Annotated in this window: 24 protein-coding genes; 13 read left to right on the top strand and 11 right to left on the bottom strand. The window is 70.4% G+C overall.

Going from position 1 to position 24,636, the window contains the following annotated elements; translation table 11 throughout:
• Nucleotides 1-4: 4 nt before the first annotated feature.
• Genes SACAZDRAFT_RS09460 through SACAZDRAFT_RS09450 form a run of 3 tightly spaced genes read right to left on the bottom strand, consistent with a single transcriptional unit; the run spans nucleotide 5 to nucleotide 2,867 of the window.
• Nucleotides 5-466 (bottom strand): ribose-5-phosphate isomerase, encoded by a 462-nt coding sequence (locus SACAZDRAFT_RS09460; RefSeq protein ID WP_005440977.1) that lies wholly within the window; start codon nucleotides 464-466, stop codon nucleotides 5-7.
• A complete protein-coding gene (locus tag SACAZDRAFT_RS09455) occupies nucleotides 466-2,175 on the bottom strand; it encodes a dihydroxyacetone kinase family protein (protein ID WP_005440976.1) in 1,710 nt (569 codons plus the stop codon). The genes SACAZDRAFT_RS09460 and SACAZDRAFT_RS09455 overlap by 1 nt, the downstream gene beginning before the upstream one ends.
• Complete coding sequence (locus SACAZDRAFT_RS09450) at nucleotides 2,172-2,867, bottom strand: HAD family hydrolase (RefSeq protein ID WP_005440974.1); 696 nt, start codon at nucleotides 2,865-2,867, stop codon at nucleotides 2,172-2,174. The genes SACAZDRAFT_RS09455 and SACAZDRAFT_RS09450 overlap by 4 nt, the downstream gene beginning before the upstream one ends.
• A gap of 184 nt (nucleotides 2,868-3,051) precedes the next feature.
• Here SACAZDRAFT_RS09450 and SACAZDRAFT_RS09445 point away from each other — a divergent pair, with 184 nt between their 5' ends.
• The 3 genes from SACAZDRAFT_RS09445 to ligD all read left to right on the top strand — a co-directional run bounded on the left by SACAZDRAFT_RS09445 (nucleotide 3,052) and on the right by ligD (nucleotide 6,344).
• Nucleotides 3,052-3,840 (top strand): DeoR/GlpR family DNA-binding transcription regulator, encoded by a 789-nt coding sequence (locus tag SACAZDRAFT_RS09445; RefSeq protein ID WP_005440972.1) that lies wholly within the window; start codon nucleotides 3,052-3,054, stop codon nucleotides 3,838-3,840.
• 134 nt (nucleotides 3,841-3,974) lie between these two features.
• A complete protein-coding gene (locus SACAZDRAFT_RS09440; protein WP_005440971.1) occupies nucleotides 3,975-5,312 on the top strand; it encodes an MFS transporter in 1,338 nt (445 codons plus the stop codon).
• Nucleotides 5,313-5,414: 102 nt separating this feature from the next.
• Complete coding sequence (gene ligD, locus SACAZDRAFT_RS09435) at nucleotides 5,415-6,344, top strand: non-homologous end-joining DNA ligase (RefSeq protein ID WP_005440970.1); 930 nt, start codon at nucleotides 5,415-5,417, stop codon at nucleotides 6,342-6,344.
• A 24-nt stretch (nucleotides 6,345-6,368) separates the two neighbouring features.
• Here the strand turns inward: ligD and SACAZDRAFT_RS09430 are convergent, their stop codons facing one another.
• A complete protein-coding gene (locus SACAZDRAFT_RS09430) occupies nucleotides 6,369-6,788 on the bottom strand; it encodes an ATP-binding protein (RefSeq protein ID WP_005440969.1) in 420 nt (139 codons plus the stop codon).
• The gene (locus SACAZDRAFT_RS09425) at nucleotides 6,789-7,157 is read right to left on the bottom strand and encodes an STAS domain-containing protein (protein WP_005440968.1); all 369 of its coding nucleotides are present in this window, start codon (nucleotides 7,155-7,157) and stop codon (nucleotides 6,789-6,791) included.
• 140 nt (nucleotides 7,158-7,297) lie between these two features.
• On the opposite strand from SACAZDRAFT_RS09425, the gene SACAZDRAFT_RS09420 reads away from it, so the two are divergent.
• The 5 genes from SACAZDRAFT_RS09420 to SACAZDRAFT_RS09400 are packed head-to-tail and all read left to right on the top strand — an operon-like array spanning nucleotide 7,298 to nucleotide 11,323.
• Nucleotides 7,298-8,152 (top strand): STAS domain-containing protein, encoded by an 855-nt coding sequence (locus SACAZDRAFT_RS09420; protein ID WP_005440967.1) that lies wholly within the window; start codon nucleotides 7,298-7,300, stop codon nucleotides 8,150-8,152.
• A gap of 6 nt (nucleotides 8,153-8,158) precedes the next feature.
• Entirely contained in the window at nucleotides 8,159-8,521 is a 363-nt protein-coding gene (locus tag SACAZDRAFT_RS09415) for an STAS domain-containing protein (RefSeq protein ID WP_005440966.1), read from the top strand.
• Entirely contained in the window at nucleotides 8,518-8,940 is a 423-nt protein-coding gene (locus SACAZDRAFT_RS09410) for an anti-sigma regulatory factor (protein WP_005440965.1), read from the top strand. The genes SACAZDRAFT_RS09415 and SACAZDRAFT_RS09410 overlap by 4 nt, the downstream gene beginning before the upstream one ends.
• Nucleotides 8,937-9,950 carry an ATP-binding protein gene (locus SACAZDRAFT_RS09405; protein WP_005440964.1) on the top strand — a complete coding sequence of 338 codons (1,014 nt, stop codon included), beginning with the start codon at nucleotides 8,937-8,939 and terminating at the stop codon, nucleotides 9,948-9,950. Before SACAZDRAFT_RS09410 ends, SACAZDRAFT_RS09405 begins: the two co-directional genes overlap by 4 nt.
• Nucleotides 9,947-11,323: a PP2C family protein-serine/threonine phosphatase gene (locus tag SACAZDRAFT_RS09400; RefSeq protein ID WP_005440963.1), complete on the top strand. Its 1,377-nt coding sequence runs from the start codon at nucleotides 9,947-9,949 to the stop codon at nucleotides 11,321-11,323. The genes SACAZDRAFT_RS09405 and SACAZDRAFT_RS09400 overlap by 4 nt, the downstream gene beginning before the upstream one ends.
• Nucleotides 11,324-11,332: 9 nt before the next feature.
• On the opposite strand, the gene SACAZDRAFT_RS09395 is transcribed toward SACAZDRAFT_RS09400, so the two are convergent.
• Complete coding sequence (locus SACAZDRAFT_RS09395; protein WP_005440962.1) at nucleotides 11,333-11,716, bottom strand: ATP-binding protein; 384 nt, start codon at nucleotides 11,714-11,716, stop codon at nucleotides 11,333-11,335.
• A gap of 134 nt (nucleotides 11,717-11,850) precedes the next feature.
• Between SACAZDRAFT_RS09395 and SACAZDRAFT_RS09390 the strand changes: the two genes are divergently transcribed.
• Nucleotides 11,851-12,849 carry an ABC transporter substrate-binding protein gene (locus SACAZDRAFT_RS09390; protein WP_005440961.1) on the top strand — a complete coding sequence of 333 codons (999 nt, stop codon included), beginning with the start codon at nucleotides 11,851-11,853 and terminating at the stop codon, nucleotides 12,847-12,849.
• A gap of 64 nt (nucleotides 12,850-12,913) precedes the next feature.
• Here the strand turns inward: SACAZDRAFT_RS09390 and SACAZDRAFT_RS09385 are convergent, their stop codons facing one another.
• From SACAZDRAFT_RS09385 to SACAZDRAFT_RS09375, 3 genes are all read right to left on the bottom strand, one after another.
• Nucleotides 12,914-13,834 carry a coiled-coil domain-containing protein gene (locus SACAZDRAFT_RS09385; RefSeq protein ID WP_005440960.1) on the bottom strand — a complete coding sequence of 307 codons (921 nt, stop codon included), beginning with the start codon at nucleotides 13,832-13,834 and terminating at the stop codon, nucleotides 12,914-12,916.
• Nucleotides 13,835-13,924: 90 nt separating this feature from the next.
• On the bottom strand, nucleotides 13,925-14,680 hold the full coding sequence (locus tag SACAZDRAFT_RS09380) for a class F sortase (RefSeq protein ID WP_005440959.1): 756 nt from the start codon (nucleotides 14,678-14,680) through the stop codon (nucleotides 13,925-13,927).
• Entirely contained in the window at nucleotides 14,677-16,251 is a 1,575-nt protein-coding gene (locus SACAZDRAFT_RS09375) for a SpaA isopeptide-forming pilin-related protein (RefSeq protein WP_005440953.1), read from the bottom strand. Before SACAZDRAFT_RS09375 ends, SACAZDRAFT_RS09380 begins: the two co-directional genes overlap by 4 nt.
• Nucleotides 16,252-16,569: 318 nt before the next feature.
• On the opposite strand from SACAZDRAFT_RS09375, the gene SACAZDRAFT_RS09370 reads away from it, so the two are divergent.
• Together SACAZDRAFT_RS09370 and SACAZDRAFT_RS09365 are read left to right on the top strand one after the other, a co-directional pair.
• Entirely contained in the window at nucleotides 16,570-17,403 is an 834-nt protein-coding gene (locus tag SACAZDRAFT_RS09370; protein WP_005440952.1) for a Bax inhibitor-1/YccA family protein, read from the top strand.
• Between the two features lie 219 nt (nucleotides 17,404-17,622).
• The gene (locus SACAZDRAFT_RS09365; RefSeq protein ID WP_005440951.1) at nucleotides 17,623-18,342 is read left to right on the top strand and encodes an LppU/SCO3897 family protein; all 720 of its coding nucleotides are present in this window, start codon (nucleotides 17,623-17,625) and stop codon (nucleotides 18,340-18,342) included.
• A gap of 47 nt (nucleotides 18,343-18,389) precedes the next feature.
• Here the strand turns inward: SACAZDRAFT_RS09365 and SACAZDRAFT_RS09360 are convergent, their stop codons facing one another.
• Nucleotides 18,390-19,610, bottom strand: coding sequence for an acetyl-CoA C-acetyltransferase (locus SACAZDRAFT_RS09360; RefSeq protein ID WP_005440950.1), 1,221 nt, complete (start codon nucleotides 19,608-19,610; stop codon nucleotides 18,390-18,392).
• Between the two features lie 120 nt (nucleotides 19,611-19,730).
• Complete coding sequence (locus SACAZDRAFT_RS09355; RefSeq protein ID WP_005440948.1) at nucleotides 19,731-21,566, bottom strand: bifunctional metallophosphatase/5'-nucleotidase; 1,836 nt, start codon at nucleotides 21,564-21,566, stop codon at nucleotides 19,731-19,733.
• 138 nt (nucleotides 21,567-21,704) lie between these two features.
• Here SACAZDRAFT_RS09355 and SACAZDRAFT_RS09350 point away from each other — a divergent pair, with 138 nt between their 5' ends.
• Together SACAZDRAFT_RS09350 and SACAZDRAFT_RS09345 are read left to right on the top strand one after the other, a co-directional pair.
• Nucleotides 21,705-23,078: a cystathionine beta-synthase gene (locus tag SACAZDRAFT_RS09350; RefSeq protein WP_005440947.1), complete on the top strand. Its 1,374-nt coding sequence runs from the start codon at nucleotides 21,705-21,707 to the stop codon at nucleotides 23,076-23,078.
• 117 nt (nucleotides 23,079-23,195) lie between these two features.
• The gene (locus SACAZDRAFT_RS09345; protein ID WP_005440946.1) at nucleotides 23,196-24,617 is read left to right on the top strand and encodes a hypothetical protein; all 1,422 of its coding nucleotides are present in this window, start codon (nucleotides 23,196-23,198) and stop codon (nucleotides 24,615-24,617) included.
• Nucleotides 24,618-24,636: the final 19 nt, after the last annotated feature.

Genomic DNA, 24,636 nt, shown 5'->3' with positions numbered 1-24,636 from the left:
CCCGTCAGCAGGCAGCCTGGGTTTCGTAGTCGGTGATGCAAGCGACCTTGGCCGCGCTGGCCGACTCGGGGTCGAAGGTGTGGCCGACCCATTCCGCCGTGATCTTCTTGGCGAGTTCGGGACCGATGACCCGCTCGCCGAAGGTGATGATCTGGCAGTTGTTGGACTTGATCGACCGTTCGGCCGAGTAGGAGTCGTGTGCGACTGTAGCCCGGATTCCGGGCACCTTGTTGGCCGAGATGGCCATGCCGATGCCGGTCCCGCACACGAGGATCGCCCTGTCGGCCTCGCCCTTGGCGATCTTCTCGGCCGCGGCGATGCCGAAGTGCGGATAGGCCGTGTCGTCCGTCGCGCTCTCCGCACCGAGATCGATGACCTCGGTGACGCGCTCGTCCGAGTTCAACTGGTCGCGCACCGCGTTCTTCAGTGCGACCCCGGCGTTGTCCGCCGCCACCACGACACGCATCACTGCTCCTTCGCCAACTCGTCGCCGATGGCCGACACCAGGAGCGCGAACGACGTCGCTCCCGGGTCGGCGTAACCCTTGCTGCGCTGCGCCAACCGGGCCGCCCGGCCCTTGGTGGGCAGGAGGTCCGCGGTGTCGGCGGCGGCTTGCGTCGCCCGCTTCGCCGCCGCGTTCCACGCCTCCGTCACGTCCGTGCCCGTCGCCGCCTGCTCCCGCAGCACGGTGCGGAACGGTTCGATCGCGTCGAGCATCGTCTTGTCACCGAGCTCGGCCTTGCCCAGCTCGACGAACGCCCGCACCGCCCGGTCGACCGCGTCGGCCACCGTGGTGGGCGTGACCCCGTCCGCCAGTCCGGCGCCGGTCTCGGCCAGCAACACGCCGTACAACGCTCCGGACGCGCCGCCCGCGGCGTCGGCGAACGCCGTTCCCGCCGCCAGCAGTGCGGCGGAGAGGTCGGCACCGCTCGACTCGGCCCGTCGGGCCGCCGCCACCGCGGCCCGCATGCCCCGGGTCATCCCGAGTCCGTGGTCGCCGTCGGCCGCCACGGCGTCGAGCCTGCCCAGCTCGGCTTCGTTGTCCTCGATGCGCACCATCGCGGCCGTGAGCAGGCGGTCGACCACGCCCGCGGTCTGCGTGGGCTCGGGTCGCGCCAGGGATTCGTCGACCGTCGCCACGGGAGCGACCGGCTCCAGCCGAGCCCCGGTGCTGCGGTAGGCGGGGGTGTCGCACGGCGCGGCGTAGAGTGGCGCGAGGTCGTCGTCCAACGCGAGCACGGTGAGCGACACGCCGGCCATGTCGAGCGAGGTGACGAACTCGCCGACCTCGGTGTGCAGGGGGTTCAGTCCCTCCGCGGCGAGCCGCTCGTGCACGCGCTTGTAGAGGACGAACATGTCCTCGTACTTGGTGGTGCCGAGTCCGTTGAGCAGCACCGCGACGCGGCCGTCACCGCCCTTCGGCAGTTCGGGCAGCAGGCCGTTCACCAGTTCGTCGGCCACGCCCACGGCGTCGAGGCGCGGCACGGTGCGCACACCGGGTTCGCCGTGGATGCCGAGCCCGAGCTCCATCTCACCCGGGTTGACGGTGAACAGCGGTTCCGTGGCACCGGGCAGGGTGCAGCCGTCGAACGCCACGCCGAACGTGCGGGTGCGGTCGTTGGCCCGCGTCGCGAGCGCGTGCACCGTGTCGAGGTCGTCGCCGCGCTCGGCGGCCGCACCGGCCACCTTGAACACCATGAAGTCACCGGCCACACCCCGGCGCCGTTCCGGTTCGTCGGCGGGGCCGCTCGCCACGTCGTCGGTCACCAGCACCGTGCGCGAGTCGATCCCCTCGGCGGCCAGCCTCCGCGCCGCGAGTCCGAAGTGGAGCACGTCGCCCTGGTAGTTGCCGTAGGAGAACAGCACACCGGCGCCACCCTCGGCGGCGCGGGCGGTGCGGTAGACCTGTTCGGCGCTGGGGCTCGTGAACACGTCGCCCACGACAGCGCCCGTGGCCAGTCCACGTCCCACGAGGCCCGCGAACGCCGGGTAGTGTCCGCAACCTCCGCCGATGACGACCGCGACCTTGCCCCGCTCCGGTGCGTGGGCCGCGACCACGCCGTAGGCGTCCGGCACCTTGCGCACCGTCCGCCCGTAGGCGCCGGCGAAGCCGTCGAGCCAGTCCCGTTTGAACACCTCGGCGCGGCCGAGCGTGCGTGCCTTCCCGTGCGTCACACCGTCCTCCCCACAGGCTCGTTCCGTGCGCCGTCCGCGAGCCGGTCGAGCAGGATGCGGCGCACAGCGTCGTTGCTGTCGGCCACCGCGCCGGCGAGTTCCAGCGCGTCGGGCTTCGGCGGATAGGTCTTGTTGGGCAGCGCGACGACGGTGAGGCCCGCCGCCGCGGCCGCGCGGATGCCGTTGCTGGAGTCCTCGACCCCCAGGCATTCCTCGCCCTTGCGACCCAGTCGCGAGGCGGCTTCGAGGTAGACGTCGGGGCTCGGCTTGCCCCGGGGCACCTCCGCGCTGGACACCGTGGCGGTGAACTCCTCGGTCAGCCCGTAGGTCGCGAGCACGGCGTCGATGACGGTGCGCGGCGCGGACGACGCCAGTGCGATCGGCACCCTCGCGCTGACGTCGGTGACCATCGCGTCGGCACCCGGCAGAAGCGGGGCGCGGCCGTCGGCGATCGCCCCGATCATGCCGTCGACGACGGCGCGTTCGACCTGCTCGGGGCTCTCGGGGGAGCCGCTGCGCTCGGCGAGGTAGGCCGCCCACTCGGGGGCGCTCATGCCCTGCACCGTGGAGGTGTCCTCCGCCGTCCACTCGACGCCGTACCTCGCCGCGTAGGCGACCCAGTTCTCTTCCCACAGGTGTTCGCTGTCGACCAGGACACCGTCCATGTCGAACACCACCGCGGCGAGCACCATCGATCACAGCCCCTTTCACACGATTGGTGTTAAGTTAACACCGCTCAGCGGGAAATGTAACCACCCCCGCTCGGGTGATCATCCGGTTCTCGGAGGTCCCAGACGTGTGACCAGCGGTGCTGTCCTGGGCGAGAGCATGCGGGCGGGACGGGAGAAAGCTTGCGCGGGGTGACACACTTTCACCATGAGCAGTGAGACGTCCGGGACCACGCGCAGTCGGCAGGCTCGACAGCAACGCATCGCCGACTTCGTCATCGACCACGGAACAGCGGCGCTCTCCGAGCTCGCCGAGCTGACCGGTGTCAGTCACATGACCGTCCACCGGGACATCGACGACCTGGTCCGGCGCGGCGTGCTCCGGAAGTTCCGCGGTGGAGTGTCGGCCCTGCCGTCCACTGTGTTCGAGAGCAACGCGGAATACCGGCTGGGAGCGCACGTCGAGGCCAAGGCGGCCATCGCGCGCCGGGCGGCGACGCTCGTGGAGCCCGGCATGTCGATCATGCTCGACGACTCCACGACCGCGTTGGCGCTGGCCAAACTCCTGCCCGAGCACGCGCCGTTGACGGTGGCCACCAACTACCTCCGCACCGTCGACGTGCTGAAGGACGTCGACGACATCAGGCTCATCTGCATCGGCGGCGACTACTCGCGCACGCACGACTCGTTCCTCGGCATGCCCTGCCTGGAGATGGTCGAGCGCATCACCGTCGACGCCGCTTTCGTGTCGACGTCGGCGATGAACGCGTCCATGACGTTCCACCAGGAGCCCGAGGTGGTGCTGGTCAAGCGCGCGATGCTCGCGTCGGCCGAGACCAAGCTGTTGCTCATGGATTCGAGCAAGATGCCGCGCCCCGCGCTGCACCGGTTGGCACCCGTGGCGGACTACGACCGGTTGATCGTGGATTCCGGTGTCGAGCAGTCGCTGGTCAAGGAGCTGCAGGAGCGGATCATGGTCGACGTGGCGCCACTGTGACGTCCACGGTGCGTGACGGGTGACCGGACGCCGGGACTGCTGTAACGGTCAAGTGGTCAAGAAAGCCGTTGTAACATCTTGCGCGTTAACTTAACGCGGTTCATGATGCTTTCCGTCTGAGTACGGAGGCGTTCATGGTTTCAACGACGACACCACGGTCGGAGGGTCAGGGCGGCCTGGCCCGGTTACTGAACCGGTGGGGGCTTCCCGCGCCCCTCTTCCTCGGTTACGTCGGTCTGCTGATCTTCATGATCGGCGACGGCGTCGAGTCGGGCTTCATCGCGCCGTACATGGCCGAGAACGGCGCCGGCACCGACGTTCGCGCGTCCTACGTCATCACGGTGTACGGCGTCGCCGTCATGCTCGCGTCGTGGCTCTCCGGTGCGCTTTCCGAACTGTGGGGACCGCGCCGCGTCATGTTCGTCGGCCTCGCGGTGTGGCTCGTCTTCGACGTGCTCTTCCTCGCGGTGGCCGTCGCCGGGGAGAACTACGCGTTGATGCTGGTCTTCTACGGGCTGCGCGGTTTCGGGTACCCGATGTTCGCCTTCGGTTTCCTGGTGTGGATCACCGCCGTGGCTCCGGTGGCCCGGCTCGGTGCGGCCGTGGGCTGGTTCTACTTCGCCTTCACCGGCGGACTCCCCACGCTCGGGGCGTTGGTCGCGAGCTTCACCAACCCGCTGCTCGGCGAGTACGGCACGCTCTGGCTGTCCGTCGGCATCCTCGGTCTCGGTGGTCTGATCTGCCTGCTGGGAGTCCGGGAGCGCACCGGCTACCAGCGGTTGGCGCCGCCCGAGGTCAAGCCCGTGCAGAGTCTGATGTCGAGCATGTCGATCGCGTGGAAGGAACCGCGGGTCGGGATCGGCATGCTCGTGCGGGTCATCAACACCGCGCCGCAGTTCGGCATGCTGGTCTTCTTCCCCACGATCTTCGCGTACGAGATCGGGTTCGGGATGAGTCAGTGGCTGCTGCTGGTCTCGGTGATCTACGGGACCAACATCTTCTTCAACCTGATCTTCGGGGTGGCGAGCGACAAGATCGGTTGGCAGAGGACCATCTTCTGGTTCGGTGCCATCGGCTGCGCGGTGTCGATCCTGCTGCTGTACTTCGTGCCGCTGCAGCTCGGCAAGGACTACTACTGGGTCGCGTTGCTCGTGGGCGCCCTCTACGGGGCGACGCTGGCGGGCTTCGTTCCGATCTCGGCGCTGCTGCCCTCGTTGGCCCCGGAGAACAAGGGCGGTGCGATGGCCCTGCTGAACTTCGGTGCCGGCGCGGCGACCTTCGTCGGGCCCGCGATCGTCAGCCTGTTCCTCGTCCCGCTCGGCGCGGGCGGAGTGGTGATCATCTTCGCGGCCCTCTACGTGGTGGCGGCGGTGCTCACCCGCTTCCTGACGCTGCCTCCCGAAACGCAGAAGGCAGCCGAGCAGAACGTGAGCCTGGCCGAGGTCGCCGAGAAGAAGGCGGCGACCACCTGAGGTTCGTGCCGGTGGGAAAGCCGTGGCGATCGACGTCGCCACGGCTTTTCCCGTCACGGGCAGTCCACTGTGTCGTCGCCGCCACGCCGTTACGGTGAGGTGATGAGCACAGACGCCGTCGAGCTCGACGTGGGCCAACGCACGGTGCGGTTGACGCATCCCGACCGCGTGTATTTCGCGGCGCGGGGCGAGACGAAGCTCGATCTCGCGCGGTACTACCTGGCCGTGGGCGAGGGCATCGTGCGCGCACTGTACGAGCGGCCGTGCATGATGCACCGCTTCCCGTCCGGAGTGAACGGCGAGAAGGTGCACCAGAAGCGCGTGCCGCGCGGTGCGCCTCCGTGGCTGGAGACCGTGCGGGTGCATTTCCCGCGCTACGACCGCACGGCCGACGAGCTGTGCGTCACCGAGCTCGCGCACGTCGTGTGGGCGGTGCAGATGTCGACGGTCGAGTTCCATCCGTGGAACTCGCGCCGGGCGGACACCGAGCGGCCCGACGAGTGGCGCATCGACCTCGATCCCATGCCGGAGTGCGGGCTGGACACGGTGAAGCGGGTCGCCCACGTCGCCGAGGAGGTGCTGGCGGAGCTCGGCATCCGAGGGTTTCCGAAGACGTCCGGCGGGAAGGGGCTGCACGTGCTCGTGCGCATCGAGCCCCGGTGGGGGTTCGCCGACGTCCGGCGGGCCGCACACGCGTTCGCGCTCGAAGTCGAGAGGCGCGCACCTCGGGACGTCACGACGGAGTGGTGGCGCAAGGACCGCGACCCGACCGCCGTCTTCGTGGACTTCAACCAGAACACGCGCGACCACACGGTCGCGGCGGCGTACTCGGTGCGCGGCGTGCCCGAGGCCACGGTGTCCACGCCCGTGCGGTGGGACGAGATCGACGACGTCGAACCGGGCGACTTCACGATCGCCACGGTCCCGGCGAGGTTCGCCGAACTCGGTGACCTGCACGCGGGGATCGACGAGGTCGCCCACTCGTTGCAACCGCTTCTCGACTGGGCCGACCGGGACGGGCTGGAGGCCTGAACCGCCGGCGTGTCACCGAGTGGGTCAGCCCTCCCCGTCGCCGCGCACCGGAGCGTCCACCTCGGCCCAGACCATCTTCCCGGTCGGGGTCGCCTCCACGCCCCAGGCGTCGGCGAACGAGTCGACGAGGAACATCCCGCGCCCGTGCTCCCGGTACGGCGAGGGCGTGAGCACGAGCGGCATCTCGACGCTGCCGTCGTGTACCTCGGTGCGCAGGACCGAGCCGTCCCGCAGCACCCGCAACCGCTGGGGGCTGTGGGAGTGCAGCACGGCGTTGGCGACGAGCTCCGAGACGATGAGAAGGAAGTTGTACCGGGTGTTCGCCTCGATGTCGCCGAGAACGGCGTCCGCGGCTCGTCTGGCCTGCGCCGGGAAGTTCTTGTCCACGCTCAGCCGCACGTCGACCAGGGGGAGTGCGTGCGGGACACCAGCCGGCCGCGCCATTCAGGTGTCCGGTTCGAGGTCGAAGAGCGGCAGCAGGCCCGCGATCTGCAACACCCGGTACGCGTACTGGTCGACGTTGACCAGCTTCACCGTTCCCCCGTTCTCGGTCACGCGCGCGTGGGCGCGGACGAGCGCACTGATGCACGCGGAGTCGAAGAAGGACAATCGAGCGAAGTCGACGACGAACCGATCGGCGCCCTCGGCGAGAAGCCGGTCCAACGCGTCGTCGAGTTGGGGCGCCACACCGTGGTCGATCTCACCGACGAGGGTGATGCGTCCTTCCTCGTTGCTCACCAGCTCGACATGTACCGTCGATCGTTCCGGCCGGTGCGGGGTTCGTGTTGTGGGCGGTTTGTCGCCGTCCGTCATTCTCAACCGCTCCTGGAAGTCGCTTCTACCCCCTACCGGAAAGTACCCGACCTGGAGGTTAGCTCTGTCGTGTCTTAAGTTTGCCAGGGAGAGCCACATCTATCAGCGTGAAACCACGTCACCCCGGCTGGGAGCCCACCATGACTGACGAGACCCCGCACCCGGTACGGAATCGCGTGCTTCGGTTCCTCGAGGACCACAAGGACGACATCTTGCGGGAGTGGGTCGCGACGCCCCTCTTCAGCACGCGGAACCGGGCGGACTCGGACGAGGAGGCCGCCGCGCTGCTCCGCAGTGTCGAGAAGGTCATCGAGGCGGGTGAGGAGGAGGACCCCTCCGCCGAGGGCTTCGCCTCCGTCCGGCCGGTGCTCAGCTCGTTGGCCTCCCGTTCCGCCGGGGGACCGTCGGGAAGCAAGCGCCCCGACGTGACCTCGCTCAAGGCCCCGCTCCTGCGGTTGTGGGAGCAGCAGGACCTGACCCAGGACGAGGAGTACTACGGCGCGGGCACGTTGTCGACCGCTCTCAACACCCTGCGCATCACGCTGCTGGAGATCGAGTTGTCCGCGGGGGCCGACACGATCCTCGCGCAGCAGGAGCAGCTCGCCGAGCTGTCCACGCCGGTGGTCAAGCTGTGGGAGGGCATTCTCGCCATCCCGCTGATCGGCACCCTCGACAGCATGCGGAGCCAGGCCGCCACCGAGAGCCTGCTCAACGAGATCGTGAAGCAGCAGGCCAAGGTCGCGATCCTCGACATCACCGGGGTCACCGCGGTCGACACTCTCGTGGCGCAGCACCTGCTCAAGACGGCGATGGCGGCGAGGCTGATGGGCGCGGAGTGCATCATCAGCGGCATCCGCCCGCAGATCGCGCAGACGATGGTGCAGTTGGGCATCGACCTCGGGGAGGTCGCGACCCGAGCCTCGCTGTCGGACGCGTTCGCCTACGCGCTGGGTACCGCCGGATACCGGGTCGAGCGCCACTCCGAGGTGAAGTGACCCGGCATGCCCACCACGACTTCGATCGTCGGACTCGGCGACGTTCTCCTCGTCACGATGCAGGGCGAGCTGCGCGACGACGACGCCCTCACACTGCAGGAGAAGCTCACCACCCGAGTCGCGGAGACGAGCGCACCCGGCGTACTGATCGACATCTCCGGCCTGGAGGTCGTCGACTCCTTCCTCGCGCGGACACTGCACGACATCGCCGGCGCGTGTGCGCTCCTGGCGGCCAGAACCGTCGTGGTGGGCATGCGTCCGGAGGTGGCCATCACGCTCGTCGAGCTCGGGCTGACGCTGCCGGGTCTCGAAACCGCGTTGACGGTGGCAGGGGGCCTCTCCCTGCTGGGCAGCTCGGGGCCACGATGACCAGCGTTTCCACCGTGCACGAAGTGCCGATCCGCGAAGAGGTCGACATCGTGCACGTCCGGCAGGCCGCGCGCGACGTGGCGGTCTCGGTCGGGTTCTCCCTCGTGGAGCAGACCAAACTGGTGACGGCGGCGAGTGAGCTCGCTCGCAACACCCTCAAACACGGTGGCGGCGGGGTCGCCGAGGTCGAGCTGGAGCGCGGCAGCGGTCACACTGCGTTGCGTCTCGTCTTCCGGGACGAGGGGCCGGGCATCGACGACGTGGACCTGGCCCTGACGGACGGGTACAGCAGCGCGGGCGGACTCGGGTTGGGGCTGAGCGGTGCCCGTCGACTGGCCGACGAGTTCGAACTCTGGACCGAACCGGGGCAGGGCACGACCGTGACGGCCGTCTTCCGCACGAGGACGGCATCGGGATGACAGGCGCGGCGCTCGCGGTGACCTCGCCGGTCCACGTGACGCAGGCGCGCCAGCTTGCCGCACGTGCGGCTCGACAAGCAGAACTGCCGGACACCGTCGTGGAGCGAGTGGCACTCGCCACGGTCGAGTTGGCGACCAACCTCGTGAAATACGCCACCGACGGCATGATCGTCGTGATGCCGGGGCCGGAGCGCCTCGACGTCATCGCCACAGATCGCGGACCGGGCATCGAGCACGTGCCCGAGAGCATGCGGGACGGGTTCTCCACCACCGGGACGCTCGGAATCGGCCTCGGCGGCATCCGGCGGATGGCCGACGAGTTCGACATCTACTCGTCCTACGGCGAGGGCACGACGGTGCTGGCGCGGTGGCGAAGCGCGGCCCGGGAGGAGGCGCCCGACGCGGAGTTCGGTGTGGCGGTCGGTGCCGCGTTGTCCCCGGCACCCGGGGAAACGAGCTGCGGGGACAGCTGGACGTCGGCCCGGTGCGACGAGGTGTTGACCGTGGCGTTGAGCGACGGACTGGGGCACGGTCCCGAAGCGGCGGCGGCGAGCCTGGCGGCGATGGAGCAGATCGCGGCGGCACCCGCCGCGTCGCCGGTCGAGCTGATCTCCGCGATGGACGCGGACATGCGGCCGCGGCGCGGCGCCACGGTGGCGGTCGTGCAGTTCCACGTCGCGAAAGCCACGGTGACGTTCTGCGGGGTGGGCAACACCACCGTGCGGCTCGTCAGAGGTGACGGGTCTCATGAAGCATTGGTGTCGACTCCTGGCATCGTAGGAAGAAGGCAGCGAAGCGGCCGGCGGGCGATGCCGGTGACGCGCCCGTGGGAGGCGCAGAGCCTGCTCGTGATGCACACGGACGGTGTGTCGGAGCGGTGGACACCGGCGGATCGACGCGACGCGCTCGACCATGATCCCGCCACCGTGGCAGGCTGGCTGCTGGGCACCTATGGCAGGAACCGGGACGACGCATGCGTCGTCGTGGTGGCCGGAAGAGGAACCAGATGACCGACGACCTCCGAGCACGGGCACGGGAGGACGTCGCGCGCGCCCTGCGGGAGGCGCTGCGCGATCGCGACCTCCCGCCCGACGTGTGGCGTCGGCTGGACTCGGAGTGGGCCGAAGGACCGCCCGACGACGTTCTCGCCGCCGGGCTGCGGGCGTTGGCCGACCTCGTGGGCGAGCGGGATCGCGACCTGAGTTGGCACCAGTCCGAGCTCGAACAGACCAACGCCGGGTTGCTGGCACTGCACGCGGAGATCGACCGGCAGCGGCGCCGCACCTCGTTCCTCGACGAGGTGTCCAGGGCGTCGGCCAGGTCGCTGGATTCGAGCCACCTTTTGGACGCGGTCGCCGAGTTGGTGCGCTCCCACGGGTTCGCCGACACGCTGGACGTCTGGACACTCACCGAGTTCGGGCTCTCCTGCCCCGACGATCCCGATCGGCAACCCGACAAGACCACGCGCAGCGCGGCCCGGACCCGGGAGGCGGTCCGCGACGGCGGGAGCCGGGTGAGCGTGCCGCTCACCGCCGGACCGCACGTGCTCGGCGTGTTCGACCTGCATCGCAGTGTGGGCGAGTTCACCGACGACGATCTGTCCCTGGCGATGGGCATCGCCAACCGCGCCGCGGTGGGCCTGCGCAACGCCAACGAGTACGAGCGCGAACACGAGCTCGCGCAGCGGCTCCAGCGCGCGATGTTGCCGACGCTCGCGCCCCTGCGTGATCTCGGCCTCGTCGCGCGGTACCGGTCCGCGACGAGCGGTGTGCACGTCGGGGGCGACTGGTACGACGCGGTGACGCGCCGGGACGGCACGGTGGTCCTGACCGTCGGGGACGTCACCGGCCACGGCGTGGACGCCGCGGTCGTGATGGGAAAGCTGCAGAACGCCCTGCGCGCGTATGCCCTGGAAGGTCACGGCCCGGCCGCGTCGCTGCGACTGGTGCACGACCTGCTGCGGGGGCTCGACACACCGCTCTACGCCACCGCCGTGGTCGCGGAGGTGGAGCCGGAGAGCGGCCTGCTGCGATGGGCGAGCGCGGGGCATCCGCCACCGCTGCTCCACGAACACGGCGGCGAGGTGCGATACCTGGAAGCCGTCCACGCCCCGATGCTGGGCATCCACCTGCCGGCGGGGCTCCAGTTCCCGCAGCACGAGCGCAAGCTGCGGCCCGGATCGTCGGTCGCGTTGTTCACCGACGGCCTGATCGAGCGCCGGACCAGCGACCTCGACGCGGGCATGGCGCGGCTGCTCGACGCTTTCCGCACCTGTGAGGCCGACGCGCTCGACGCGCGGGCCGAGCACGTTCTGACGACCATGCTGGGCGCCTCCGATCACGACGACGACGTCTGCCTGCTCCTGTGTCACTGGGAGGGTTGACCGCCGCGCTCAGTGGTCGCCGACGGTGAGTTCGATGACGGTGAGCGGCTCCCCCTCCGGCCCGCGGGTGTGGAAGCAGTGCACCGACCGCACCAGCGCCGTCAGCACGTGCCAGTGGAACCCGTTGTCGGGCAGAGCGGTTCCCGCGCGGCAGACGACTTCGGTGCGTGCCGTGATCGTGTTCTCGGCGACGCTGAACCGCGTGCGCAGCGTGGTGGGCGTCGCGGCGCGGGTGAGCAGCAGGCCGCAGGCCTCGTCCACGGCGAGGCGCAGGTCGGCGATCGTGTCGAGCTGTAGGTCGAGCCGGATGGCCAGATCCGCCGCGACGTTGCGCATCACGGGCACCAGGGCCGGTTCCGCGTCGACCGCCATCTCCACAGTCCGGTTCGTCACGGTGCGACTCCCTTCCTGCCCTCTGCACCGTAGGCCGTCGTGGCACACCGGCGAACCGACAGTCCGAGTGCGTCGCCATCGATCCGAAGACATCACACTTCCGGGGGAAGTTAGGCTCGTCTAACCTAACCCGCATGGGTAGCTCACTGTCTCGTCGCGCGTTCCTCGGTGGCAGCCTCGCTCTCGGAGCGACCGGCCTGCTCGCCGCCTGTGGCGGCGGAACGTCGAACGGCTCGGGCGGAGGCTCGGGCGCGTGGTCGTTCACCGACGACATGGGTGAGACCGTCACCCTCGACCGGCGCCCCACGCGCGTCGCGGGCCTCAACGACGCCATCGCTTCACTGTGGAACTACGGCATCGTGCCGGTGGCGTCCTTCGGGGCCACCGCGCTCGCCGACGACGTGAACTTCCAGGACAAGGACACGTCCGCGGTGACCGAGGTGGGCACCACCTACGGGCAGATCGACGTCGAGGCGCTCGCGGCACAACGACCGGACGTGATCATCGCCCACGCCTACCCGGTGGACTCCGAGGGCACGTTGGACCCGGAGAAGCCGCTCTTCGGCTTCAACGATCTGGAGCAGCAGAAGCTCGTCGGCGAGATCGCGCCCGTCGTGGCCATCGCGATGGCCGGGTCGGCGACCGGCGTCGTCGACCGCACCGTCGAGTTCGCCAAGTCCCTCGGGGTGACCGACGAGACCCTCGCCGAACCGAAGCGGAAGTACGAGGCCGCGCGGGAACGCCTGCGCAGTGCCGCGGAGAGCGGTCTCACCGTGATGGCCGTGGCGGCCTACCCCAACGACGGCGTGCACATCGCGAAGGCGAAGGACGACCCGGCGCTGCGCAGCTACACCGAACTCGGTCTGTCCTACCCGGACCCCGGTGGCTCGGAGTACTTCTGGGAGTCGGTGAGCTGGGAGAACATCACCGACTACCGCACCGACGTGGTGCTCTACTCGCTGCGCGCCATGGACGGCGACGCGATGCTGGACCAGCCCACCTTCGCGCAGATGCCGGCGGCGAAGGCGGGGCAGGTGTATCCGTGGGAGTTCAGCTCGATGGACTACGTCGCGCAGGCCCGCACGATCGACAACCTCGCGGCCAACCTGGAGAAGTCCCGCAAGGTCACGTGAGCACGGGGCGGGACGAGCGCCCGACCTCGCGCGTCCCGCCCCCTCTCGCGTTCCCGGGTGTTCCCTACGCGGTCGAACCGTTGGGGGACTTCGCCAGCGTGGCTTCCTCCTCCGGCGTGGCGACCAGCGCCGACTCGCCCTGGCGCAGCACCTGGTCGGCCTCGGCGAGCCGGGCGCGGGCCTCCTCACGGATGCGCGTCAGGCGCGTGACGATGTCGTTGGCCTCGGTCGTGCGGCGCTCGGCGTCGGCGGTGGCCTCGTCGACGAGCGTGCGGGCCTTGGCCGTGGCTTCCTCCACCAGCCGCTTCGCCTCCGCGGTCGCCTCGGCGATCCGCCGCTCCGCCGCGTTCTTGCTCGCCTTCGTCTGATCGGCGACGTGCTTCTGCAGCGCGCTCTTCTCCGCGGCCATCCGCGCCTGGAAGTCGCTCTCGATCCGGCGGCGCTTCCTCTCGGCCTCGGCGTCGAGCTGCTCGCGCCGGGCGGCCGCCTCGGCGGTCATCCGCTGCACCTCGGCCTTCGTGGCCGCCAGCGCCTCCTCGTGCTCGCGCTTCAGGTCCTCGGCATGGCTGTCGAGGGTCTCCAGCAACTTCTGGTAGCGCTCGTGGAGCCGCTTCGACACGGCACTGCTCTCGGCCCACGTCTTCTCCGCCGCCGACTCGGCACGAGAGACGATCTCCGCGGCCTGCGTCTCGGCGAGCTGCACGGTGCGCTGCATGCGCTCGTCGAGATCCTCGATCCGCTCCGGAGGCTTCTTCAGCTCCTCGACGCGATCCCGGAGCTTGGCGATCTCGCGGCGTGCGCCGTCGAGCTCGCGGGCTGCGTCGGATGCCCTCGACGCCGCGGCATCCCGCTCGGTGATGAGCCGATGGACCTGCGCCTCGAGATGGTCGAGGTACTGCACCACCTGGTTGCGGTCGAAACCATGCCATGCTTGGCCGAACTCCCGCCTCAGCGGAAGCAGACGGTGATCGTGGTCGGAAGCCATGTATCGACCGTACCCGCGCGCGCCCGCGCGTCGGCGTCAGGCAGGCCGAGTGGGTGAGAGGTGTGTACCTCGGCGAGCCGCACGCCGCCGTCAGGCCGGCTCCGCCACGACCACGCGGTTCTCCGCGTAGCCCGTCGTGCCGCCGAGCCATCGTCCGCCGCAGGTGACCAGCACGAGGCGGTGCGGTCCGCTTTGTCCGAACAGCTCGGTGGCCCGCGCGGGAAGCTCGTCCTTGCCGAGGGTGAGGATCTGCGAGACCACGTAGGTGAACGTGGTGCCCTCGGCGTCGGTGACGGTGACGTCCTCGCCGATGCGGACGTCCCACAGTTCGGCGAACGGTCCCGTGCGGCCCTGCCAGTTGACGTGCCCGGCGAAGACGCTCGCCCCGCTGGGGGCGTCGAGTCCCGCGCCCCACCAGGTGGCCTCGTCCAGGTCGTCCGGCACGGGCAGGACCGCGTCGGGGCTCAGTTCCTTGCGCACCAGCTCCGCCGTCCCGCCGTCGGGCAGGACGACCGTGCCCGGACGTTGACCGCTGGGCGCGGTGGCGGGTCGATCGGTCGCGGGCTCGGCCGCGTCGGTGTCCTTCTCGTCATTCTCGGGTTTCTCGTTCTTCTCGCTCTTCTCACCGTCCTCGGCCGGCTCCGAGCTCGGTGCGGGTGTGGACTGGACCGGCGCGGTGACGGGCCGGGCGGGCACCGCGGTACCCGCCACGACCGTCGGTGAACGCAGCGCCAGCACACCCGCGACCACGACCTCCACCGCGAGGACGCTGGCCACCCCGAGCAGGTAGGCCCGGCGCCATCGGCGACGGTCGTGGTCCCGGTCGTCCTCGTTCCATGCCGTCATCGCTGCCGCAGAACCCGTTTCCGTGCGATCCATCCGACGAGGGCCGCCACGGCCAGCGCGAGGGCTCCGAAGCCCACCAGCGCGCCCACCGGCGCGCCCGAGGTGGTCGCCGCCTGCGCCACCGTCCGCTGCTCACCCGCGGGGATGGTGCGAGGCACCTCGTCGGCCACGTTCGCGATGCGGAGTTCGAGTGTCTCGCCCGGCCCGAGTTCACCGCACGCCGTCGGTGGGTTCTCCGGATCGAACGCGTCGGCGTAGCCGTTCGGGGGTGACACCTCGACCAGGCACACGGTCTGCGGTGTGCGCAGGTTCTCGATGGTGACGGCTCCGTCGTCGCCTTCGGTGGTCACGACCAGCGGCTTTCCGTCCGGTCCCACGAGTTCCGTGCCGTCCGTGGCCACGGCGGGCGAGGTCCGGTCCTCGGCGGTGACACGCAACGGCACCCCGGCGATGCCCTCGCCGGTCTCGTCGTCCACCTTGGTCACCTTCACGATCCCGGGCGCGGGGACGGCGCTGGTGGTCGCCTCGGCGGTCAGGGTCTGCTCGCCTCCGGTGGAGACCACGCGCTGGGTGTCGGTCGTGACCGGGTCGCGGACGTACGGCCGCTCGGCGGGCGCCTCCAGCGTGGCCACGATGCCCGGCTGCTCGCCCGTGGGGCTGGCGCTGATGCTCGCGGTGCCGTCGTCGCCCGTGACGACCGTCAGCTGCTGCGCCTGGGAGCTGTCGCCGTCGTCGGTGCCGTTCTCGGCGTTCTCGGCGTCCGTGTCCTCGGTCGTCGCGGTCTCGCCCGGTTCGTCGGTGGCGGCGGCGCCCGCCGCGGCTCCGTCGGTGACCTTGCTGTCCTCGGCGCCGTCCGCCCGCTGGTCGACGCCACCGTCGCCCGCGGGGGCCAGGTCGGTCAGCGTCAACTGCACCTCGACGCCCGGGATGCCCTCGCCGTCGGCGCCCGTGACCGTCACCGACCACTCGGACGGCGTGTCGAGGTACAGCTCGCCCTCGGGCGCGGCGGCCGTCGCCGTCCACGGCCCGCGGTTGGCCTCGGCGTCGGCCCGCAGGCGTTCCACGGCGTCCTGCGCGGAGGTCGGGAGCCTCTCGAAGTGGGCGTCGACGTCGTAGCCGATCTCCGTGAACGGCTTGGCCGGGTCGAGGTCGGCCTTGCTCCGCGGCGCGGCGGTCCAGGAGTGCAGGAGGTGGGCGAGCGCGGCGGCCTCGTCGGCGTCCTGCGTGTCGCCGTACCGCAGCAGCAGGTACGAGATGTTGGCGGCGACGTCGTCCGGCAGCGGGTCACCCCACTTCGTCAGCAGCGCGTCGCCTGGTTCGTACCGCTCGTTGCTGTCGGGTGCCTTGAGCGCGAACGACACGCAGAACACGTGCTCGCCGTTCACGACGTAGGAGCCGAGCCAGTCGTAGGCGCGGTCCCGGCCGCCCCACGACTGTCCCGGAGTCGTCCGGTGCCCGATGCCCTCGTCGACCGCCGCGGACGCCGCGGGGGCGACCACGACCAGGGACAGGGCACTGAGCAGGACGACGAGAACGAGGCGGATCGCCTGCGCCGGACGTCTTCGAGTCACGGGTCGAAACCCCCAAGGTTCGGTGAGATTCCCATCACGCCGGCGCGAAAGGACGGCAGCCGCGTCGGCCGTTGCTGCACTCGTGTCGTGAGAATGGCGTGTCGCCTGTCACCAGGGCAATCGGCCAGCCGGTGGACGTGTGGGGGCCGTTTCGGGAAGGATGCGGGCGACATGCGCAGTGCCGGAGGCGTCGTCGGCCGGTTCGCCTACCGTTCGGGTTCAGGCGGGTAAAGTTAGTTTTACTCAAAGTGCAGGGAACCAATCGGCGCACGCGGTCGTTGACATCCGTGCAGGTGCCGAAAGATCCAGGAGGATCAGGTGCGAACTTCCAGCAACCCCGCCTTCCGCAACCTGCCTAGGGGTGCGGCGGGCGCTCCGTACGCGGGCTTCCAGCAGCCTTACGGCGCGCAGGCCGGCTACGGGACCCCGGCCGGTTACGGTGCCCCGCAGGCGCCTTCCGGCGAGGCCAGCCGCCCCATGACGGTCGACGACGTGGTCATGAAGACCGGCATCTCGCTGGGCGTGACACTGGTCGTCGGTGTCCTCACGGCGATCTGGGCCCAGTCGCAGGCCGCCGCGGGCTCGATGGGCGCCATCACCGGCGCCATGATCGGCGGGATGCTCGTCGGTCTGGTGCTGTCTCTGGTCATCATCTTCAAGCAGATGGCCAGCGCGCCGATGACGCTCGCCTACGCCGCTGCCGAAGGTGTCTTCCTGGGCGCCATCACCGGCGTCTTCGAGATGATCTACGAGGGCATCGCGCTGCAGGCGATCCTCGGCACCGCCGCGGTGTTCGTGGTGATGCTCGTGGTCTACAAGACCGGCGCCGTCAAGGTGACGCCCAAGTTCCGCAAGTGGATGATCGGCGCGCTCGGCGGCGTGGCGATCGTCATGCTGGTGAACCTCGTGCTCGCCCTGTTCGGCGTGAACACGGGGCTGCGTGACGGCAGCACGCTGGCCATCGTCTTCAGCCTCGTGGTGATCGGTATCGCCGCGTTCAGCTTCCTGCTCGACTTCGACATGGCCGACGAGGCGATCCGCCAGGGCGTTCCCGCCAAGTTCGCGTGGTTCGTGGCCTTCGGCCTGCTGGTCACCCTCGTGTGGCTGTACCTGGAGATCCTGCGTCTGCTGTCGTACTTGCAGCAGGACTGACGAACTCCGCGCCGCGAACGGCGCCGACGGGGCGTCCGACCGAGAGGTCGGGCGCCCTTTTCGTCGGTTCCGTGACCTTTGGGTCTCGGTTCGGTCCGCACGCGACCGGTCTCGGTCGCGCCGTCCTACGCTGACGCGACCCCACCGGCCTCGGCGATCGTCGTCGATCTCTCGTCGGTGCCTGTCGCAGTCCGTCGTCGCACACCTTGAGAGGTCCTGGTGAGTGTCCCTCCCGGTGCCGGGTCCGGCGATCCGTACTCCGGTTCACCACAGCATCAGCCCGGGCAGCCCTACTACGGTGTCCCGCCCTACGGTCAGTCCGGGCAGCCGTACCGGCAACCCGCCTACGGCGAGATTCCCACCTGGCCTCCGCCGCCTCCACTACCGCCGGTGCCGCCGAAGCAGTCGAAGACCGGTGTGCTCGTGGCCGTCGCCGTGGTGGTGCTCGCGGCGCTCGCGGGCGGGGTGTTCCTCGTCGTGACGAACCAGCAGGCCGACCTGGACTACCCCGACCCCGCCGACGTCGCGGTGGGCGACTGCCTCAGCGTGCACGGCGTGGGCGACGAGGACGCCGCGATCGCGAAGCCCGCCGACTGCTCCGTACCCGAGGCGCTGTGGCAGGTGGCCGCCAACCTCGACAGCACGTCGACCCCGTGCCCGGACGGCGACTACGACGAGTACCACTTCGCCGTCGGCACCAAGTTCTGCCTCACACTCAACGTGGCGACCGGGGACTGCCTCGCGCACCTCGGCACGGATCTGGCGGAGCTCGAGAGGGTGAACTGCACCGACCCGAGTGCCGAGGTCGTCGTGGTGGCCGTCCAGGACGGCGTCACGGACGCGTTGGGTGTGTGCGGCACGCTGCCGGACTCGTTCGGCGGCGTTTACTACTCCGACCCCGCCCGCGTGCTCTGCTTCGGGCACCCGCGGACGATCTGAGGCGAGGCGGTGTGTGCTGGCCCGGCGCCGCACACACCGCCACAGCGTCAGCTCAGCCTCTCGATCACCATGGCCATGCCCTGACCGCCGCCGACGCACATCGTCTCCAACCCGAACTGCTTGTCGTGGTGCTGCAGCGAGTTGAGCAGCGTCGTCGTGATCCGCGCGCCGGTCATGCCGAACGGGTGCCCGACGGCGATCGCGCCGCCGTTGACGTTGAGCTTGTCGAGATCGATGCCCAGGTCGCGGTACGACGGGATGACCTGCGCGGCGAACGCCTCGTTGATCTCGACGAGATCGATGTCGTCGATGGTCAGCCCGGCCCGGGCGAGCGCACGCCGCGACGCCTCCACGGGACCGAGTCCCATGATCTCTGGCGAGAGGCCGGACACGCCGGTCGAGACGATGCGGGCGAGCGGTGTGATGCCGAGCTCCCGCGCCTTGGTGTCGCTCATGATCACGAGGGCCGCCGCGCCGTCGTTCAACGGGCACGCGTTGCCCGCCGTGATCCGGCCGTCGGGGCGGAACACCGGCTTGAGGCCCTCGACGCCTTCCAGCGTGACGCCGGGGCGCGGGCTGTCGTCGGCCGACACGACGGTGCCGTCCGGCAGGGTCACCGGCGTGATCTCCTTGGCCCAGAAGCCGTCGGCGAGTGCCTTCTCCGCGAGGTTCTGGGACCGCACGGCGAACTCGTCCATCTCGCGCCGGGAGATTCCCTTGTGCAGGGCGAGGTTCTCGGCGGTCTGGCCCATGGGGACGTAGATGTCGGGCAACACGCCCTCGTCGCGCGGATCGGTCCAGTCGTCGGCTCCCGACTCGGCGACCTGCGCGGTGCGGGCCTCCGCGTCGGCGAACAGCGGGTTGTGCGTGTCGGGCCACGAGTCGGACGTGCCGTTGACCGCCCGCGACACGGTCTCGACGCCGGCCGAGAGGAAGACGTCGCCCTCACCGGCCTTGATGGCGTGCAGCGCCATGCGCGTGGTCTGCAGGCTCGACGAGCAGTACCGGGTGATCGTGCAGCCCGGCAGGTGGTCGTAACCGAGTTGGACCGCGACGACGCGGCCCATGTTGAAGCCCTGCTCACCACCGGGAAGACCGCAGCCGAGCATGAGGTCGTCGATGTCGCGGGGGTCGAGCTGGGGGACCTTGTCGAGGGCCGCTCGCACCATCTGCGCGGTGAGGTCGTCGGGACGCATGTCCACGAGCGAGCCCTTGCGGGCCCGGCCGATGGGGGAGCGGGCGGCGGACACGATGACGGCTTCGGGCATCGAACACTCCTTCGGGTCGACTAAGCGCGTGCTTAGTCCCCATCCTGCCCGCAGCGGACACGATTGCAAAGAGCGGCGCCGGACACCACACCGCATCGGCGGGGTGTCCGGCGCCCGGCCTCACAGCGAGGTGATCCGCCCCTCGCCGCCCTCCGGGTAGTCGGCCGCGGTCACCGTGCCGCCCAGGCCGTCGGCGAGGTAACCCTGCACCGCCAGCTGGTGGGTCAGGCCGACGCTCGTGAACGGGAGGTCGGCGAACGGGTAGCCGTCCCCGCCGCGGGCGGAGAAGTCGTTGGTCGCCACGGACACCGGCGGTCCGTCCACGACGACGCCGTCGGCCACCACGACCGTGCCGTCGGCCAACACCACGTCCCGCACCCGATCCCCGGGCGTCACGATCTCGTTGGTGCCCTCGCGCACCTCCTGGGCCTGCCGGGCCGGGTCGTACGTGAACGACAGGCCCGCCACCTGCATGAACGCGCCCGCGGCCTCGGGGGCGGCGGCGACTCCGCGCTCCAGCAGCTGCCGCAGCACGTCCCGCGGCACCTCCGGCACCACGGCCACGAAGTTCGCGAACGGGGCCACCTCGTAGGTGTCCAGCGTGGTCAGCTCGCCCGCGGGCAGGACCGAGTCGTTGCGGATGCCGCCGCCGTTCTGGATCGCCACCTGCGGCGCGGGTACGCCGTACTCGTCCGCGTTCTGCCGTCCCGCCCACAGCAGGCTGTCGGCGACCAGGTTCCCGAGGTTCGTCTCGCGGCTGCGGACGTCGCCGCGCACACCGTCGAGGGGCACCTCGCTGGTGGCCACGACCTCCTCGGCCAGCGAGGCCACGTGCTCCGCCACCGGCTTCTCCACCTCGGCGCGCACGAGCGGATCGCCGTGCACCGCGTCGGGTCCGACGCCGGACACCCGCACCGGCCCGGTCCGCTCGTCGTCGACGCTCACGACGGTGCCCCGCCGGTCGAAGTTCAGCACCAGCCTGCCGACGTACTTGTAGTCGCCCGTCACCGCGACCACGGGGACCGTTTGCCCGTCGGCGTCCTCGGCGTGGAGCGGGAAGCCGCGTTCGGGCACGTCGCCGGGGATCAGCCGGTCGTCCTCGTCGGCGAGGATCTCCCCGCCGCCCGCGCCGACCACCGCGTCCACGCCACGCAGCTGCGGCACGAGCGCGAGTTCGTTGTCGATGTCCTGGAGGTGGCTGACCAGCACCACCTTGTCGACCCCGCGGCGGGCGAAGTCGGCCGCGAGCGTGTTGGTGATCTCGGCCAGCTCCGGCTTCACCTCGACGTTGCGCGGGCTGGACAGCGCGGGCAGCTCCGGCGTCGTGAGGCCGATCACGCCGACACGCTCACCTGCGGTGCGGAGCACGCGGCTCGTGGCGAGCGTGCCGTCGGCGGCGTGGGCGGCCAGCTCCGGTTCGCCGGACACGTCGAGGTTGGCGCTGACGAACGGCACCTCGTCGCCCGCCGTGTCGAGGAACCGGTCGAGCTCGTCCGGCCCGAAGTCGAAGTCGTGGTTGCCGAGCGCGCTGACGTCGTAGCCGATGTGTTCGAGGGCGAGCGCGTCGTAGAACGGGGCTCCCTCGACGGCGCTCGCGGAGTACTCGGGCCCGGGCAGGAAGTTGTCGCCACCGGAGACCACGATCTCGCCGCGGTGCCCGGCCTGTCCGGGTGCGGGCCTGCCGCGCGTCGCCTCCGCCCGCAGCTCGTCCATCAGCGTGGCCACGCGGGACGGGCTGCCGTACGGGTGCTCGCCACCGTCGACGATCGGCCCCTCGCCGGTGCCGTCCTCGCCGCCCGGCACGCCGAGCAGTGCGGATTCCATGTCGCTGGTGAACAGCACGGTCAGGGTGAAGTCGACCCGGCCGGAGCCGGCGGCCGACGCGGGGAGTGCCGCCGTGCCCAGCAGCGTGGCCGCGGCCAGCGCGCACAACGCGGCCTTGCGGTGAGTTCTCACGTGGGCTCCTCGGATGCTCGCGAACGCGATGTCGCGCCAGAGCTAACCACACCAGTCCTAATCGGACAATGCTGTCGGCGGAGACCCCGCCGAAGGTCGGTGTGCCCTCCTGGTCACCGGGCCGCATACCCTGGTCGCATGGACTACGCCGAACACGTCACCGACCTCGTGGGCAACACACCGCTGGTCAAGTTGAACGCCCTCACGAAGGGCGTGAAGCCACTCGTGCTCGCCAAGGTCGAGTACCTCAACCCCGGCGGCAGCGTGAAGGACAGGATCGCCGAGCGGATGATCGAGGCCGCGGAGGCGTCGGGAGAGCTGCAGCCCGGCGGCACGATCGTGGAGCCCACGTCCGGCAACACCGGGGTCGGGCTGGCCATGGTCGCCCAGCGCAAGGGCTACCGGTGCGTGTTCGTGTGCCCGGACAAGGTCAGCGAGGACAAGCGCAACGTGCTCAAGGCCTACGGCGCCGAGGTCGTGGTGTGCCCCACCGCGGTGCCGCCCGAGCACCCCGAGTCGTACTACAACGTCTCCGACCGGCTCACCCGCGAGATCGAGGGCGCCTGGAAGCCGAACCAGTACGCCAACCCGCACAACCCGGAGAGCCACTACCTCTCCACCGGGCCGGAGATCTGGAAGCAGACCGACGGCAAGATCACGCACTTCGTGGCGGGCGTGGGCACCGGCGGCACGATCTCGGGCACCGGGCGTTACCTCAAGGAGGCCTCCGACGGCCGCGTGAAGGTCATCGGTGCGGACCCCGAGGGCTCGGTGTACTCGGGAGGCAGCGGCAGGCCGTACCTGGTCGAGGGCGTCGGTGAGGACTTCTGGCCGGACACCTACGACCGCGGTGTCGCCGACGAGATCATCGCGGTCTCCGACGCCGACTCGTTCACCATCACCCGCAGGCTCGCCCAGGAGGAAGGCCTGCTCGTCGGCGGTTCGTGCGGCATGGCGGTCGCGGCGGCTCTGCGCCTCGCGGAGCGCTGCGGGCCGGACGACGTCATCGTGGTGCTGCTGCCGGACAGCGGGCGCGGCTACCTCGGCAAGATCTTCAACGACGGTTGGATGTCGTCGTACGGGTTCCTCTCGCCCGAGTCCCAGGACGCCACGGTCGGTGACGTCCTGCGCCGCAAGAACGGCACGCTGCCCGACCTCGTGCACACCCACCCCAACGAGACGGTGGCGGAGGCGGTGGCCATCCTGCGGGAGTTCGGCGTCAGCCAGATGCCGGTCGTCAGCGCGGAACCCCCGGTCATGGCGGCCGAGGTCGTGGGTGCGGTGAACGAACGCGACCTGCTGGAGGCACTGTTCACGGGCAAGGCGGCTCTGGCCGACCGGCTCGAGGAGCACATGTCCGCTCCGCTGCCCACCATCGGCGCGGGCGAGCAGATCAGCGCCGCGATGAAGGCACTGGGAGCCGCCAGTGGCGCGCTCGTCCTCGAGGACGGCAAGCCCGCAGGGGTCGTGACCAGGCACGATCTGCTGGCGTTTCTCTCCGGCCACGCGTGATCCATTCGAGATCATCGGACGACCTGCCAGGGGCGTTACGCGCTTGGCGGGTCACGATCCGATAGCGTGTGCGCGAGCGAAATCACCAAGGTCCTCGTCAAGGGGGTTCACGACCCAATGAGTGCTCCGCAGCCACCGAACCAGCCGTGGGGTGGCGAGCAACAACCCCAGGGGCCGTCCAGCGGCTCCCAACCACAGCAAGAAAACCAGTTCGGCACGTCCGAACCGACCCAGGTGGTGCAGCCCCAGCAGCCCCAGCAGCCCCAGCAGCCGCAGGGTGAGCAGCAGCAGCCGTTCGGGGACAGCCCCGAGCCCACTCAGGTCGTTCAGCCCCCGAACCCGGCTGCGGGAGACCAGCAGGGTTCGAACGCCGAGTCGACGCAGTTGGTCCCCCCGGGCATGCAGCCGCAGGCCGGCATCCCGTACGCGCCGCCGCCCAGCGCCGCGGACAACCCTGCCGCGGTGAACCCACAGGGCGGCTTCGGGCAGCAGCCGCCGTCCGGTGGGTTCGGCGCGCCGGGACAGCCGGGCCAGGTCGGCCCGCCGTCCGGGCCGCAGCCCCAGCAGGGCTTCGGGGGCCAGCCGGGTCAGTTCGGCGCCCCGCCGCAGGGTGGCTTCGGAGCTCCTCCCGGGGGTGGGTTCGGTGCTCCGCCGCAGCCCGGCTTCGGCGGGGGAGCGCCCGCCGGCGGCGGCAACAAGATGATGGCGCTCATCGCGGGCGGCGTCGTGGCCGTGCTCGGCGTCGTCACGCTGATCCTGGCGATCACGCTGATGTCCGACCTGAGCGGCCCCGGCGGCAGTGACATCGACGAGGCCGTCGAGCAGTGCGTCTCGATGGGCGCGCCGGAGGACATGTGCCGCGAGCAGGTCGAGTCCTACGCGGACGCCGCGCCCGGAGTCCCGGGCTACATCTGGTTCTACGTCATCACGCTGTTGGTCGGTGGCCTGCTGGCCGCGGCCGGTGGTGCGTTGCACGCGCTCGTGGGTCTCGGCAAGCTGCAGGGCACCCTGCGCAAGCTGCTCCCGGTCTTCACCCTGGCCGGTGGCGTCCTCACCCTGATCTTCTCGGTGCTGCTCACGATCGAGACCGAGGGTGAGCTCACCCGCGTGATCTTCACGCTGATCTTCGGTGTGCTCCTCACCGCCGCCGGTGTGATGTCCCTGATCCCGGGCACCGCGTCCTTCCTCGGTCTCGGTGGTCCCGGTGGCGGCGGCAACTTCCCGCCCCCCGGCCAGCCTGGTGGCTTCGGTCAGCCCGGCGGGTTCGGCCAGCCGGGGCAGCCCGGTGGCTTCGGTCAGCCCGGCGGGCAGTTCCCGTCGAGCGGTGGCTTCGCCCAGCCCGGCGGGCAGTTCCCGTCGAGCGGGGGCTTCGAGCAGCCGGGGCAGCAGGGCGGCTTCGGCCAGCCCGGTCAGCCCGGTCAGCCTGGTGGCTTCGGCCAGCCCGGCGGGTTCGGTCAGCCCGGCCAGCCCGGCCAGCCGGGTCAGCCCGGTCAGCCCGGCGGCTTCGGTCAGCCGGGTCAGCCGCCGCAGCAGTGGTGATCCACTGATTCGCACGTCG

Origin of the sequence: Saccharomonospora azurea NA-128 (genome assembly GCF_000231055.2) — a bacterium.
In the GTDB taxonomy this organism is placed as follows: Bacteria; Actinomycetota; Actinomycetes; order Mycobacteriales; family Pseudonocardiaceae; genus Saccharomonospora; species Saccharomonospora azurea.
The sequence above is the reverse complement of the archived record's forward strand: the minus strand, read 5'-3'. Positions and strand labels throughout refer to the sequence as shown.